At 38.0% G+C, this 15,952-nt stretch carries 11 protein-coding genes, 1 rRNA gene and 4 other annotated features; of the genes, 1 reads left to right on the top strand and 11 read right to left on the bottom strand.

What is annotated here, in order from left to right:
- Window positions 1–19: 19 nt before the first annotated feature.
- From BW724_RS22610 to guaB, 8 genes are all read right to left on the bottom strand, one after another.
- A complete protein-coding gene (locus tag BW724_RS22610) occupies window positions 20–1,864 on the bottom strand; it encodes an ABC transporter substrate-binding protein (protein WP_088077416.1) in 1,845 nt (614 codons plus the stop codon).
- A 121-nt stretch (window positions 1,865–1,985) separates the two neighbouring features.
- A complete protein-coding gene (locus tag BW724_RS22605; protein WP_088077415.1) occupies window positions 1,986–2,975 on the bottom strand; it encodes an ABC transporter ATP-binding protein in 990 nt (329 codons plus the stop codon).
- Window positions 2,976–2,990: 15 nt separating this feature from the next.
- Window positions 2,991–4,007, bottom strand: coding sequence for an ABC transporter ATP-binding protein (locus BW724_RS22600; protein WP_088077412.1), 1,017 nt, complete (start codon window positions 4,005–4,007; stop codon window positions 2,991–2,993).
- 580 nt (window positions 4,008–4,587) lie between these two features.
- A complete protein-coding gene (serS, locus tag BW724_RS22595; protein WP_088077410.1) occupies window positions 4,588–5,862 on the bottom strand; it encodes a serine--tRNA ligase in 1,275 nt (424 codons plus the stop codon).
- 105 nt (window positions 5,863–5,967) lie between these two features.
- Window positions 5,968–6,185: a binding site (T-box leader), on the bottom strand.
- Window positions 6,186–6,228: 43 nt separating this feature from the next.
- Entirely contained in the window at window positions 6,229–6,819 is a 591-nt protein-coding gene (pdxT, locus tag BW724_RS22590; RefSeq protein WP_088077408.1) for a pyridoxal 5'-phosphate synthase glutaminase subunit PdxT, read from the bottom strand.
- 42 nt (window positions 6,820–6,861) lie between these two features.
- Entirely contained in the window at window positions 6,862–7,749 is an 888-nt protein-coding gene (gene pdxS, locus BW724_RS22585; protein WP_088077406.1) for a pyridoxal 5'-phosphate synthase lyase subunit PdxS, read from the bottom strand.
- A 330-nt stretch (window positions 7,750–8,079) separates the two neighbouring features.
- Window positions 8,080–9,507, bottom strand: coding sequence for a D-alanyl-D-alanine carboxypeptidase family protein (locus BW724_RS22580; protein ID WP_176371537.1), 1,428 nt, complete (start codon window positions 9,505–9,507; stop codon window positions 8,080–8,082).
- A gap of 166 nt (window positions 9,508–9,673) precedes the next feature.
- Window positions 9,674–11,131, bottom strand: a complete 1,458-nt coding sequence (gene guaB, locus BW724_RS22575; protein ID WP_088077404.1) for an IMP dehydrogenase — start codon at window positions 11,129–11,131, stop codon at window positions 9,674–9,676.
- Window positions 11,132–11,265: 134 nt separating this feature from the next.
- On the opposite strand from guaB, the gene BW724_RS22570 reads away from it, so the two are divergent.
- Window positions 11,266–12,225, top strand: a complete 960-nt coding sequence (locus BW724_RS22570) for a YaaC family protein (RefSeq protein ID WP_088077402.1) — start codon at window positions 11,266–11,268, stop codon at window positions 12,223–12,225.
- A 293-nt stretch (window positions 12,226–12,518) separates the two neighbouring features.
- On the opposite strand, the gene megL is transcribed toward BW724_RS22570, so the two are convergent.
- The 3 genes from megL to rrf all read right to left on the bottom strand — a co-directional run bounded on the left by megL (window position 12,519) and on the right by rrf (window position 15,103).
- On the bottom strand, window positions 12,519–13,700 hold the full coding sequence (gene megL, locus BW724_RS22565; protein ID WP_088077400.1) for a methionine gamma-lyase: 1,182 nt from the start codon (window positions 13,698–13,700) through the stop codon (window positions 12,519–12,521).
- 1,088 nt (window positions 13,701–14,788) lie between these two features.
- Entirely contained in the window at window positions 14,789–14,917 is a 129-nt protein-coding gene (locus BW724_RS24345) for a hypothetical protein (RefSeq protein ID WP_268876122.1), read from the bottom strand.
- Between the two features lie 71 nt (window positions 14,918–14,988).
- Window positions 14,989–15,103 (bottom strand): 5S ribosomal RNA (gene rrf, locus BW724_RS22555).
- 99 nt (window positions 15,104–15,202) lie between these two features.
- Window positions 15,203–15,464 (bottom strand) — a sequence feature (23S ribosomal RNA rRNA prediction is too short).
- A gap of 19 nt (window positions 15,465–15,483) precedes the next feature.
- Window positions 15,484–15,643, bottom strand: a sequence feature (23S ribosomal RNA rRNA prediction is too short).
- Window positions 15,644–15,662: 19 nt separating this feature from the next.
- Window positions 15,663–15,831, bottom strand: a sequence feature (23S ribosomal RNA rRNA prediction is too short).
- Window positions 15,832–15,952: the final 121 nt, after the last annotated feature.

Raw genomic sequence — 15,952 nt, 5'->3', positions numbered from 1 at the left:
ACGTTTATCCCTCCATAGATTATTCTTGATCTAACCACCATAGGTGAGAATCTGTATAGATTCCAGTAGGTCTGTGAGTAACATCCTGTAAAGCAGAATTATAGGCATAAATGTTGTCTGAAGAGTATAGGAATACCATTGGTACTTGTTCTGTTACGTAGGCAGTCCACTCATTATAAGTCTCTGCTCGGAAATCTAGATCAAAAGCATCAGGCGCTTTTACAGCCAATTCAATTAACTCATCACTTGTTGAATCATTCCAACGAAGGTAGTTAAATGGATTGTCAGATTTCCAGATACCTGCAGGGTCTGGGTCTCCAGTAGCTAGACTCCAACCTGCTAAATATAAATCCCAGTCCGTATTATCATCTTCTACAATTTCAAAGTGAGTTGCGGCATCTCGTGGCTGACGCATATCTACACGAATTCCAACTTCTCCAAACTCAGCTACGATTATAGGTGCAGTACGCTCACGCACTTCGTTTCCAGTTGGATAATCTAAGTTCAGTGTCCACTCATTTCCATCTGGATCCTCACGGTATCCATCTCCTGTTACATCAATGTATCCCGCTTCGTCTAGTAATTCATTAGCTTTTTCAACATTTTGCTCATAAACAGTAAAAGCACTTTCATCATATGCCCATGATGCTTCAGGGAATGGAGCATGCAATACAGAACCTAAACCATTCATTAAACCTCCAACGATACCTTCTCTATCCAATGCATACATCATTGCCTGACGCACTCTAACATCTTGAACCTTTTCATTAACTACCCAATTATTAGGATCAACCACACCATTTTCCACATCTTCTGCCGTTCTGTGATGATGTTTGATACCGATATACTGATATCCAAAATCTTGAGTGGTGAAAGTAGTAACATTATCTAAACCATCTACACGTTCAAAGTCAGCTGCAGGAACACCATTAGGTTCTGCAATCATATCTAACTCACCGCGTTCGAGCATTCCTGGCATAACTGATTGTTCAATAACTCTCCAAGTAATACCATCAAGTTTTGGTGACCCTTTCCAGTAATTATCATAGGCAGTTAAAACATATTGCTCCCCTTCTAGCATGTCTGTTAATTGATAAGGACCAGTTCCGATAATTTCACCAGCATTGCGCGATGCAGGATGATCTACCATATCTGCTACCGATAAACCTTCAAAAACATGTGCTGGAATGATAGGGAAACTTGTTCTAAACTCAGGAGTTACGTTAGGTTCTGCAAAGTGGAATTTTACAGTGTGCTCATCTACCACTTCCACACCTTCAAACGTATCTGTTTCTCCATCACGATAATCCTCGTAACCTACTAAAAATCTAACATAGTCAATTCGAACTCCACCTGATGCAACATACTCACCGTCTGCAATAGAAGAATAAGTGAAATAAACATCATCTGCAGTAAATGGTGTACCGTCATGCCATGTTACATTTTCCTCTAAGTAATAAGTAAGTTCCGTCTGATCATCATTTAATTCCCAATCTCTTGCTAAGCTAGGTACATATTCAAAATTTTCATTAAGAGTTACAAGTGATTCATGGGTAAAATCTAAAATGTTTGCTTCATAGGCATCCCCATAAAAAATTGGGTTGAATTGATGACCTGGTGCAGAATACATACCTGCAGTGATCATTCCACCTTGTTGAGGACCACCAGCTTCTTCCCCTTCATCTCCATCATCAGCATCCGTATCAGCGTCAGTATCATCTCCATCGTCTTCAGTACCATCATCTGTTTGTTCTGGCTCATCCTCTGGTGCACTAGTATCCTCATCGTCACCACCACAAGCAACTAAGATTAACATTAACGATAAAGATAGAACCAACATAAGCCAAAATTTACTAAGCTTCATAAATACAATTACCCCCTTTAACATTTCAGAAAATTGAAAAAACTAAGTGTATAGAACCCCCTTGTGCCCTTAGCCTAGCCTTCACCTCCTTTTGGCAAAAGGGAAATAATTAGTATGATAGTTAGATATCAGATTCACTTGTATACAAATGACATGCCACGTATTGTTCCTCCCCCTGATGAATGAGCTCTGGAATCTCTACGCGACATCTCTCATGCGCCTCAGGGCACCTCGTATGAAATACACAACCTTTAGGTGGATTAGATGGACTTGGGAGTTCACCTTGCAGCTTTATTTTTTCCCGCTTCCTCTCCACATCAGGCACTGGAACAGATGATAATAGGGCTTGTGTATATGGGTGCAATGGATTATCGTAAATTTTATGCTTTGGACCAATCTCTGCTAGTTTGCCTAAATACATAACCCCAACTCTGTCACTTATATGTTTTACTACCCCTAAATCATGGGCAATGAATAAGTAAGTAAGGTTAAAGTCATCCTGTAAGTCCTCCATTAAGTTCAGAACTTGAGATTGTACCGATACATCTAACGCTGAAACTGGCTCATCTCCAATAATAAACTTTGGATTCATCGTTAAGGCCCTAGCAATTCCTATCCTCTGACGTTGTCCCCCGGAGAACTCATGAGGGTATTTGGTCCTTGCCTCAGGGGATAGTCCTACTTTTTCTAGCAAATCTATCACCTTATCTTTTCTTTCCTTCCTTGTTAGAGTGCGCTGGACTAGCATCGGCTCTTCGATAATTTCCCCTACACTCATTCGTGGATTTAATGAAGCGAATGGATCTTGAAAAACCATTTGCATATCTTTTCTAATTGGTCGCATTTTTCTATTGCTTAGTTTTGAAATATCATTACCTTGAAAAATAATTTGACCATCTGTTGGATCTAGTAGTCTTAATAAAGTCCGTCCTAGTGTGGACTTCCCTGATCCTGACTCACCAACAATACCCAAGGTTTCCCCTTCGTAAAGGTCAAAGGAAACGTCATCCACTGCTTTTACGTGTCCTATAGTTCTTTGTAATACGCCTCCCTTAACAGGGAAGTACTTTTTTAAGTTTCTTACCTCTAATAGTTTCTCTTTACCTAACACTCCATGACCCCCTCCTTATTCCTCATAGAGATAGCATCTGACTTTATGATTAGAATCCTTCTCTAGTAGGTCAGGATTTGCTTCATAACATTTATCCATCACATGCTTGCATCTAGGAGCAAAGCGACATCCTTTTGGAAAACGATGTGCTGGTGGTACAGTTCCTTTGATGGACTCTAATCTTTCTACATCTGATTCTAGGTTTGGTATGCTGTTTAATAATCCAACTGTGTATGGGTGCTGTGGATTTGTATACAGCTCATATGCCGTTGCCTCCTCCACAATTTGACCGCCATACATAACTAAAACACGGTCAGCAACTTCTGCTACAACTCCTAAATCATGTGTTATTAAAAGGATAGATGACTCAAATTTCTCTTTCATTTCTACCATTAAGTCTAGTATTTGGGTTTGTATTGTTACATCTAATGCGGTGGTAGGCTCGTCAGCAATAAGCAGCTTAGGATCACAGGACAAAGCCATTGCTATCATCGCCCTTTGTCTCATTCCGCCTGATAGTTGGTGGGGATATTCATGAACGATTTGCTCAGCTCTAGCAAATCCAACTAGCTTTAATAATTCAACAGCTCTCTTATAAGCTTCCTTCTTTTTTAGTTTCTTATGTTTCATTAACGTTTCTGCTATCTGATTTCCAATTGTATATACAGGATTTAAAGAAGTCATAGGTTCTTGAAAGATCATTCCAATATCATTACCTCGTACTTTTCTCATATCTTTTTCCGATAATGATAATAGGTCCGTTCCATCAAGTTTAATAGATCCCTCAATAATTTTTCCTGGAGGTGATGGGATAAGTCTCATTAAAGATAAAGAAGTGATACTTTTTCCACTTCCTGATTCCCCTACTAGAGCTAATGTCTCTCCCTTTTTTAAGGTAAAACTGACATCATCCACAGCTTTCGCTACTTTATCCTGCTCCATGTAAAAGTAAGTTTTTAATCCTTCTACTTGTAATAAAACGTCGGTCTTCTTTTGTCCTATCTCCTGTTTACTGTCCGTCTTCTCCTGCATACACCCACCCCACTTTTACTAAAAATCGTGTATTTTGTCTTTATACTACTAAAATAGATTTAGTTTAATGTGATAATATATTCAAGAAGCTTTATTAATTTTGAACACTAAAGTACTACTCATTTTCAATAAAAAACCAAGTCTTCCTATTCTAGAAAATAATTTATCATAGTTATATGAAGAAGTATATAGTTTTCTGAAAATTATTTCTATTCAGATATTTAGGAATGCTAAATAATTGGAATAAATATAAGATTCAATCAATCGTATATTTATGTTTTATAAGGAAAAATATGGTTCGTTTGTTATGATCATTCATTTATTGTAATTAATATTCATTTTTTCATTTGTATTTTTTATGGAATATTTTCTTACATCGAATATGTATAGATGAAACATCTAATACTACTACCATTCTTGTAAACTGAGTTATGCAATATTTGTTGAAAATTAGTTGTATTATAAGGAAACATCATTCTCATATAATTATTAAATAACTGTCTACTTGTAAATAATGTTGCTGAATGAATTTAAAAAAGCTACCGAACGAATGATAACCGTTCAGTAGCTTCTATGTTTATTATTTGATAACTTCTTTTCCACCCATATATGGTCTTAACACTTCAGGAATGAGGACAGATCCATCTTCCTGCTGATAGTTCTCAAGGATAGCAGCAACCGTTCTACCTACGGCTAAGCCGGAACCATTGAGAGTGTGTACAAATTCCGCTTTACTTTTAGAATCTCTCTTAAAACGAATATTTGCTCTTCTCGCCTGAAATGCTTCAAAGTTACTACAAGAAGAGATTTCACGATAAGAATTATTGCTAGGAATCCATACTTCAATATCGTATTTCTTAGCAGCAGTAAAGCCTAAATCTCCTGTACACATACTTAATACTTGATATGGTAGACCTAATAGTTGTAAAACTTTTTCTGCTTGAGAAGTAAGCAATTCTAATTGCTCATAAGATTCTTCTGGTTTTACAAACCTTACAAGCTCTACTTTGTTAAACTGGTGTTGACGAATCAGCCCTCTTGTATCTCTTCCAGCTGACCCTGCTTCTGAACGGAAGCAAGCGCTATAAGCAGTATATGCTTTTGGAAGTTCTTCCCCATTTATGATTTCATCTCGGTGCATATTCGTTACAGGTACCTCTGCCGTAGGAATAAGGAAATACTCTTCTTCCCTTATTTTAAATGCATCCTCTTCAAACTTTGGAAGTTGCCCTGTGCCAGTCATGCTATCCCTATTTACCATATATGGAGGTAATACTTCTTCGTAGCCATGCTCATCTTGGTGTAAATCCATCATAAAGTTAATCAGTGCTCTCTCTAACCTAGCACCCATCCCTTTATAAAAAACAAATCTACTACCAGTTACCTTTGAAGCTCTTTCAAAGTCCAATATACCTAATTCTGTAGCAATATCCCAATGTGCTTTTTCCTCAAATGAAAACTTTGGAACATCTCCCCATGTACGAACTACTTCATTCTCTTCCTCTGAAGTACCAACAGGTGCACTTTCATGAGGAATATTTGGTAGTCTGAGTAATAGTTGAGAGAGATCTTCGTCTACTTGACGTAAAACTTCATCTAGCTCTTTTACCTTTGTTGAAACATTTTTCATTTCACGAATTAAGTCGTCGGCGTCCTTTTTCTCACGCTTAAGTTGAGAGATTTCCTGTGATACAGTATTCCTTCTGTTTTTTAACTCCTCTACTTCTTGAATGATGTTTCTTCGCTTTTGATCTAACTCTTCAAAGCGATCTAAGTCAGAAATGTCTTCATTCCTATGCTGCAATTTTTCTTTCACTTCATTAAAATTTGCTCTTAATAGTTTTACATCTAACATGTTAATACCTCCTCAAATGATATGTACTTATACGTAAGCTTCATCTCACCATGTAAATGACAGGATAGTTTTCTTGAAAAAAATACAAAAAACTCCCGTCCCAAAATCAGGGACGAGAGTATACCCGCGTTGCCACCCTGGTTAAAGTGTAAAAACACTTTCACCTCGAATTTGATCATAACGGTGATCACCGAAATAGCCTAATTTCATTTTCAGCTATCTTGCTCTGGGATGGATTCACAAATGCTACTCACCGATTCACAGCAACCATCGGCTCTCTGAGGAGATAACAGCTTGTTACTAGTTCCCTTCTTCACAGTCAGAATATTTATCTTTTTCTATCATAACCTATTTACAATAATTTAATCAAGCTAAGTTAGCACTTACAGCATGACGAACCATATCAACGAAATACTGATGCATACGATTATCATCTGTCAATTCAGGGTGATAAGAACATGCGAGAAATGGCCCTTGCTGAGCTGCTACAATTTCCCCTTCAAACTCAGCCAACACGTCAACAGCCTCTCCAACTGCTTGAATAATTGGTGCACGAATGAAAACTCCTGGTACATCGTCACCTATACCTTTTACATTTAAAGTTGTCTCAAAGCTTTCACGCTGACGACCAAATGCATTTCGCTCCACCTTCATGTCCATCACTGCAATATGTGGATCAGCTTGTCCTACTATTTCATTAGCCATAAGAATTGCGCCTGCACATGTACCGAAAATAGGTTTTCCCCTCTTAGCAAATTCCTTCAACGGCTCATAAAAACCATAATTATTTATTAGTCTACGCATTGTAGTACTTTCTCCACCAGGAAACACAAGGCCATCCAGTTCTTGTAACTGGTCAACCTTTTTTACAATCACGATATTAACATCATTTGCTTCTAATGCTTTCACATGTTCCCTTACTGCCCCTTGCAAGGCTAGTACCCCTATGTTAATCATGCTGAAATACCCCTCTCCTCTAAGAAAAGTTTATTCAGGATTTTACCATCCACGCTCCTGCATACGGTCCTTTTGTTCAAGAGTAGAGATTTCAATCCCCTTCATTGCTGTACCTAGGTCTTTAGAGAGTTTTGCTATTAAAGCATAGTCTTCATAATGTGTTGTAGCTTCCACAATAGCACGAGCGAATTTCTCAGGGTTATCTGATTTAAAGATACCTGAACCAACAAATACACCGTCAGCACCTAATTGCATCATTAACGCAGCATCTGAAGGTGTAGCCACACCACCAGCTGCAAAGTTTACTACAGGTAGTTTACCGTTTTCTTTAATATTAAGGAGTACTTCAAATGGTGAACCTGTATTTTTAGCATATGTCATAATTTCATCTACAGACATGTTTACAACTTCGTTAATTTGAGACTGCATCATACGCATATGGCGTACAGCTTCAACAATATTACCAGTACCTGGCTCTCCTTTTGTACGGATCATAGACGCGCCTTCAGCGATACGACGAGTTGCCTCACCAATATCACGTGCACCACAAACGAAAGGAACAGTATAATCCCTTTTGTATAAGTGATATACTTCATCAGCTGGCGTTAATACTTCACTTTCATCAATATAGTCCACACCCATCGCTTCTAATACACGAGCTTCTACGATGTGGCCAATACGGCATTTAGCCATTACTGGTATGGAAACTGCATTTTGGACTTCTTCTACGATAGTAGGATCAGCCATACGTGCAACCCCACCTGCTGCTCTTATATCAGAAGGAACACGCTCAAGTGCCATAACAGCAACTGCTCCTGCTTCTTCAGCGATTTTAGCTTGTTCAGCGTTAATCACGTCCATGATTACGCCGCCCTTTTGCATTTCAGCCATACCTCTTTTTACTAAGTCAGTACCTGTTTGTTTTACCATCTCATTTATCCCCCTAAAATATGTTTATTCTCAGTTTGTTCTTTATGATATTATATCCTACCATATTATAACGAAAATATTGACCATTTTGATAGGAATACTACTTAAAAAATTCATAATTTACAAAATTAAATTTTTGGTATCGTTTACATGGTGTATTTATTTTCATTTTGCCCGTTAAAGTTAAATCTATGTTGTTTTATGTAAGGACTTTATTTAAGGCTTTGCGTGATGTAAACGCTCATTCCTACAGATATTGAAGGCATGGGTTACATTGCCTTATATAAAGGAATAGTGGAGGACGTCGCCTCCACTACAATCAACCAGTAATTAGAACCAACCTCGGACTGTATCCGCCACGGAATTCCAAATTCCTGAGAAAAAGCCACCTATACCACGCATCATTTGTGAAAACCAACCAGCTTGTTCAACACTAGTATCAGTCACAATATCCACTGACTTAATGGATTGACCTGCTCCTTCAATGTAACTTTTTTCATCTGAACCTGTATACTCAATTATTAGTTTCCCAATCACTTGATTTTCTTCAATTGGTGCAATTAAGTTTCCATCTTCATCAAATAGTTCTTCATCGTCATAAAATAATTCAACAGAATAACTGTATGAGTCTTCCTCGTCTTTATGAACAAATGCATTCACGCTATCTGCAGTTGAGATTGAAACTTCGCGCTCCTTACCTTTTACTACAGGAAGTGTTTCATATTCATCAATTACCATATCTGCAGGGAATAGTTCCACTGTTGAGTAATCATTAATAATAGAGAATCCATAATCCATTAATCGTTTCGTTTCGGTAAAACGCTCTTCTCTCGTTTCTAATTCCATTACAACCGTAATTAGTCTTCTACCGTCTTTTACAGCAGTACCGGTGAAACTATTAAATCCTGCTCCTAATCCACCAGTCTTTAAACCATCAATATATTCGTAATCAAGATGTGTTTCAAGAGATCCTGGGAGCATCCAATTCCAGTTTTCCATTTTTATTTCGTCTTCTGTACCTTCTTTAAACAACATTTCTGGTATTTTAGCTGTATCTAAAACTTCAGGGTAGTCATTAATTAAGTGATAAGCTAACGTTGCAGTTGCCCTAGCTGTCATGTAATTATTATCAGATTGGCTAGTACCTGATGGGTGATGTCCCTTCATATGATCTTCCGTGTTTCGTAATCCAGTTGAATTAACAAATTGAAAATCACCAAGTCCTAGTTCTGCACTTTCACTAAGGTCTAATCCTGAGTCACGTAAAAGTGTCCCCATTCCCAACTCTTGGCCCTTTTCATTCATTTTTTCAACAAAAGCGCCATATGATCCTGAAATAAGTTCAGCTAGTGCTATTGTAGATGCATTAGCAGAATAAATTGCTACTGACTCGTACAACTCTTTAACTGTATAAGTTTCATCTGGGCGAAGAGGAACATTAGAAAGCCTACGATCATGAGATAAAGAATCTGCTCCTGTTAGGTAATCACTAACTGGCACATGTTGATCCCAACTAATATCACCATTATTAACAGCCTCTAATACCAAATACTCACTCATCATTTTAACCATACTAGCTGGTAGTAATGGTTGATCTATATTTTTTTCATACAAAATTAAACCTGAGTCTGCATCAATCATAATTGCTGCTTTAGCTTTTGTTTCAAAATTTGCATTTGCCTTCCCAACATTAAATCCAAAAGTACTTATAAATGTAAAAACAAATAATAAACTAATAATCCCTATTCTTTTGATCATTAGGATCATCCTCTCCATTCTTCTTCCTCTATCTATGAACTCTATTTTATCATTAAAAACACTATAAAAATTTTGCCGAACAAACGTCATTTTACCACAGTTAGCAAAAAAAAAATAGATAGGGAAGTCCCTACCTATTAAAAAAACATCATATAAATTTTTACCATTATAGTGAATAATTTGGTGCTTCCTTCGTGATTTGAACATCATGTGGATGACTTTCTTTCAAACCAGCATTCGTGATACGAACAAATTGAGACTCTTCTTTTAGTGATTCAATCGTTGCTGTCCCACAATACCCCATTCCAGCTCGCAATCCACCAACTAACTGGTGAATAGTGTCACTCAATGGTCCTTTATAAGGAATGCGACCTTCAATACCTTCTGGTACAAGCTTTTCAGCATTTTCCTGGAAATAACGGTCTTTACTACCCTTTTCCATTGCTCCTAAAGATCCCATACCGCGATACACTTTAAATTGACGGCCTTGGAATATTTCTCTTTCTCCTGGGCTTTCCGTTACACCTGCTAGTAAACTTCCGAGCATAACAGCACTAGCACCTGCCGCGATTGCTTTTGAAATATCACCTGAATATTTAATACCTCCATCAGCAATTACAGGAACACCATATTTCCTTGCTTCTGTAGCACAATCATACACAGCTGTAATTTGCGGAACACCTATTCCAGCCACAATCCTCGTAGTACATATTGAACCAGGACCAATACCAACTTTGACAATGTTAGCACCAGCTTCAATAAGGTCCCGAGTCGCTTCAGCTGTTGCAACATTTCCTGCAATGATATTTAAATCTGGATATTGTTCACGTACTTCTCGCACTTTATCTATTACGCCTTTTGAGTGACCATGTGCTGTATCAATAACTAAAACATCAATTCCAGCTTCAACAAGGGCTTTTGTTCGTGTATCAGAATCTCCACCAACACCAACAGCTGCACCTACAATTAGCCTTCCTTGAGCATCTTTTGCTGAACTTGGAAACTCAATCGCCTTCTCGATATCTTTAATGGTAATTAGTCCTTTTAAAATACCATCATCATCGACTAGTGGGAGCTTTTCAATTTTGTACTTTTGTAATACTTTTTGAGCTTCCTCTAAAGTGGTTCCTACCGGGGCTGTCACTAAACCTTCTTTTGTCATCACTTCTTTAATTTTTATGGAGTAATCATCAATGAATCTTAAATCACGATTCGTAATAATTCCTACAAGCTTCATATTTTCATCTGCAATTGGTACACCAGAAATTCGATATTTACCCATCAAATGCTCTGCATCAAAAACTTGATGATCTTCCGAGAGGAAAAATGGATTAGTGATTACTCCGCTCTCTGATCTTTTCACTCGATCCACTTCTTCAGCTTGTTGCTCGATAGGCATATTTTTATGAATAATACCTAAGCCGCCTTCTCGTGCAATCGCAATTGCTAGTTTCCCTTCCGTTACCGTGTCCATACCTGCACTAATAATTGGAATATTTAAATTAAGTGTCTCAGACAATTGTGTTTTTACGCTTACATCTCTTGGCAGTATTTCTGATTTTGCAGGAACTAGCAATACATCGTCAAACGTTAAACCTTCTTTTGCAAACTTATTCTCCCACATGTGACAATTCCCCTTTCAATATTTTCGAAAAATATTATTTGTAGCTTATCAACTGGACAAACTACTGTCAAGACAATGGTAACAATTTGAAAATAGTTAGAACTATCAGTCTTTTCACAGGAGGAGTGCTTATTATGGAAAAGACAGAATCATTTACTACATTATTTGAATCAGTCGAATACGCTAAAACTTATTTACAAAAAAAGTATGATGAAATTGGATTATCTTCTCCCGTGGAGCTTGCCTTTAAAAATGGTTACACATTCGTATATTACATGAAGATGGGAGATAACTATTTCACACAGGCGGACAAATCTCCCCTTTCCATTCAGCCTGTCCTATATTTTTATGGACTTAGTAACTGGTTAAAAGGAGTATTGTTAACAGTGGACCCAGAATATCCAGCCACTACTCAAGTTTTGGCACACGGTGTTTCAACTCGCAAGAAAAAGAAGCAAGGGTACCGATTCTTGTCTGATGAGATTAAAGTGCAAAAAGACGGTTTTTTCCCTTACGTTACAGAAAAGGTGTTCGAATTTAAGCAAATTACAGGTGAAAAATACAAAATGCGTCATCTGCTCATGTGTATACCTGAACTCCTTGATTATTTCAAAACATTAGAAAAGGAAAACCCTTTGACTCCTGTTACAACAGTTTCTGAAAAAAATGGGCAGCACTACTCTGTACCCAATAGTTTACTAAAAAACCTTAACTTATCTCCACGGCAATATGAAAGAATGGTCAAAGAAAAAACAGGAGTTATCCTTACATGCAGGGAGCATGAAAATAATTTAGATATCTACATTGATACTAAGAAATCATTAAAAAAATTCTCTTGCATTCCCTTTTATGAAAGCATATCTCAGGAGATTTATTTACCTAACCATCTCCCACTATACTGGAAGCTTCCAGAAATAATGGCCCATTACTTATTGCTCTATAATCTTAGTATGATTTGTAGGTATGAGATTGATTGGTGGGGCGAACTACTATATTCTTTCACTAATAATGATCTATCTTTTATAAAAAGCTTTATTCAATGTACATCAACAAAAGTGCCAAACCTAATACAATCCCTCTTATTTCATGCATAGAATTTGATAAAGTCTATTGGGATTTATATTGTATCTGTTTATTTAAGGGAAGGTGGTGAGGTGGTCTTGGGTGGGTTGTCTGACAAGGATAATATCTGCAGCCTTAGATGCGAAGTAACATGGTACCTCACTAGACACCAATGGATAGAAAATGGAAAATAATGGACTATATCGAACACCCAACACGATGTTTAAATGATAAGGATAGCCAAATGAAAAAACGCATGTGAATTTAACTTAACTTATCTAACATAAATTTAAGTTGTAATCCTTCACATGCGTTTTTCCTTATCTTAACTTATAATTTCCAATGCATTTTTAATATCATTCCAGATATCCTCTGGACTCTCTAATCCCACAGATAGTCTCAATAATGATTCATTTATACCCATTTTTTCTCTTTCAATCTCAGGTACAACAGAATGTGTCATAGTTGCTGGATGTTGAACAAGTGTTTCTGCATCTCCTAAACTTACTGCCACTTGTACTAAAGATAATCGATTCATAACTTGTTGAGCTACTAGTTTATCTCCATCTACTTCAAAACTTATTAGTCCACCAAAATGTTTCATTTGCCTTTTTGCTAAGTTGTGCTGATAAAACTGAGGATCCCCAGGATAAACAATATTCTTAACTTTTGAATGATCAGATAGCTTTTCAAATAGAAATGCTGCATTCTCACAGTGCCTATCCATTCTAACTGCTAGTGTTTTTAATCCCCTCAATAATAACCAAGCATCAAATGGAGACAAAACTCCTCCTATATCCTTTTGCGTCGTCATCCTCACATCATTAATGAACTCCTCAGGTCCAACAGCTAAACCAGCAATAACATCACCATGTCCTCCAATGTACTTAGTAGCACTGTGAACAATAATGTCTGCCCCAAGTTTTAAAGGTTGCTGCAAATAAGGTGAACAGAATGTATTATCTACAACTACCTTGATATCATTTTTCTTTGCAACCTTTGCAACAGCTTCAATATCTACTAGCTTCATAGTTGGGTTTATCGGAGTTTCAATGTAAATCGCCTTCGTTGTTGGTCTAATCATTTCTTTAATATATTCATCATTATCCATTGGTATTAAATCATACTCTACATTAAACTTACTATTTAAAAGCTCCAATAATCCAAAGGTACAACCATAGACCCCTTCAGAAACTAAAATATGGTCACCTGAATTTACTAAAGCAAGCAAAACTGCAGAAACTGCTCCCATACCAGAAGAAAAAGCTAACCCCGCCTCTCCCTCTTCTAAATCTGCAATTTTTCTCTCTAATTCAGTTACTGTTGGATTACCCAATCTTGAATAGATGTAACCGCTCTCATTTCCTGCGAAACGAGCTTCCCCTTGTTCAGCATTCTCAAATGTAAACGTAGACGTTTGATACAAGGGATGTGATAAGCTCCCAAAGTGTTGCTGGCGGTCAAAGAAACCATGAATAAGCCTTGTTTCCAATTCTTTTTTGTTCATTCTTTTCCTCCCCCAGTTTCTATCTAGTTTTCTTACATATCCATTATACATGATATATTTTTTTACATGACATATATGTATAAATTTATGTCCTCTATAACTGTCTGTTGAATATTAGAAAAAGGAAGATTATTTAGTTTTGTGTTAAACAAAATCTATTTTTGTTTTTAGCTAAGTTAATTAATATTAAAATTGAGACACAACTCTCATTGCAATAGCACTGGCTGCATAAATCTTCATGCTCTTCAATTTAAGCCTCAACTGGTTTCAGTCTTCATTCTATTTCTGGAAAATGAAGACTCAAATTTAATTTCTAATGAGTTTCAGTCCACATTCTTGGAAAATGAGGACTCAAATCTGTGTTTTCATGAGTTTCAGTCCACATTCTTGGAAAATGAGGACTCAAATCTGTGTTTTCATGAGTTTCAGTCTCCATTCTTGGAAAATGAAGACTCAAATTTGAGTTATCATGTGTTTCAGTCCTCATTCTAGGAAAATGAGGACTCAAATATGAGTTATCATTTGTTTCAGTCCTCATTCTTCGAAAATGAGGACTCAAATTTGATTTATCATAGGTTTCAGTCCACATTCATGGAAAATGTGGACTCAAATTTAATTTCTAATGAGTTTCAGTCCTCATTCTTTGAAAATGTGGACTCAAATATGAGTTATCATTTGTTTCAGTCTTCATATAATTAGCTTTATTTAAGACTATTTGTAATTTTACTTATAGCAGTAATTTTTGCGTAAGGTAAACCTGTCTCTTCCTCTACGAGTATAAGCTAAGGACCTTATCAGTCGAGACAACTCGCCACATATTCGACGAAGTAACGCTGAAATAACCTAAGACCTGAAGCATTGCCCACTGCTAAGAAAACACTGCGAAGAATGAGCAGATATCGCACAAATACCTTAAGTGAAAGCGAGTACCTTACACAAAAAATCATCACATCATTTAAAACACAAAAAAAGACACCCTCTATTGAGAATGTCTTTATCTGCCCAGCAACGTCCTACTTTCACAGGGGTGAACCCCAACTATCATCGGCGCTCGAGCTTATCTACCGTGTTCGGACTGCGGGAATCGATTACCTACGAATCTCTGCGTCAACTGCACTCGTTCGATTCTCATGGGCATAGCCCATTCCGATTCTCTCTCCCTTGTTTCCTTGACCTTCTTGCTCCTCAATTCCCTCGTTTACAAATTTACATCTCATATAAACCATAAACACCTTTCGGTGTATTAAAACACAAAAAAAGACACCCTCTATTGAGAATGTCTTTATCTGCCCAGCAACGTCCTACTTTCACAGGGGTAAACCCCAACTATCATCGGCGCTGGAGAGCTTAACTACCGTGTTCGGCATGGGAACGGGTGTGACCTCTCCGCTATCGTCACTGGACTTGTTGAGATAAAACAAAATAAATTGTCCTCTCAAAACTAGATAACATATTGGATTGATAAGACTTACAGAAGTTTTAAAAATAGTTTGGTTAAGCCCTCGATCGATTAGTATCTCTCAGCTACACATGTCGCCATGCTTACACACGAGACCTATCAACCTCATCATCTCTGAGGGATCTTACTCACTTACGTGATGGGAAATCTCATCTTGAGGGGGGCTTCATGCTTAGATGCTTTCAGCACTTATCCCTTCCACACGTAGCTACCCAGCGATGCTCCTGGCGGAACAACTGGTACACCAGCGGTGTGTCCATCCCGGTCCTCTCGTACTAAGGACAGCTCCTCTCAAATTTCCTACGCCTGCGACGGATAGGGACCGAACTGTCTCACGACGTTCTGAACCCAGCTCGCGTGCCGCTTTAATGGGCGAACAGCCCAACCCTTGGGACCTACTTCAGCCCCAGGATGCGACGAGCCGACATCGAGGTGCCAAACCTCCCCGTCGATGTGGACTCTTGGGGGAGATTAGCCTGTTATCCCCAGGGTAGCTTTTATCCGTTGAGCGACGGCCCTTCCATACGGTGCCGCCGGATCACTAAGCCCGACTTTCGTCCCTGCTCGACCTGTATGTCTCGCAGTCAAGCTCCCTTATGCCTTTGCACTCTGCGAATGATTTCCAACCATTCTGAGGGAACCTTTGGGCGCCTCCGTTACTTTTTAGGAGGCGACCGCCCCAGTCAAACTGCCCACCTGACACTGTCCCTGAACCGGATCACGGTTCGAGGTTAGAATTTCAGTACAGCCAGGGTAGTATCCCACCAACGCCTCCACCGAAGCTGGCGCTCCG

It is taken from the genome of Litchfieldia alkalitelluris (assembly GCF_002153425.1).
GTDB classification, from domain to species: Bacteria; Bacillota; Bacilli; order Bacillales; family Salisediminibacteriaceae; genus Evansella; species Evansella alkalicola.
This window is presented reverse-complemented; position numbering and strand designations above follow the sequence as displayed.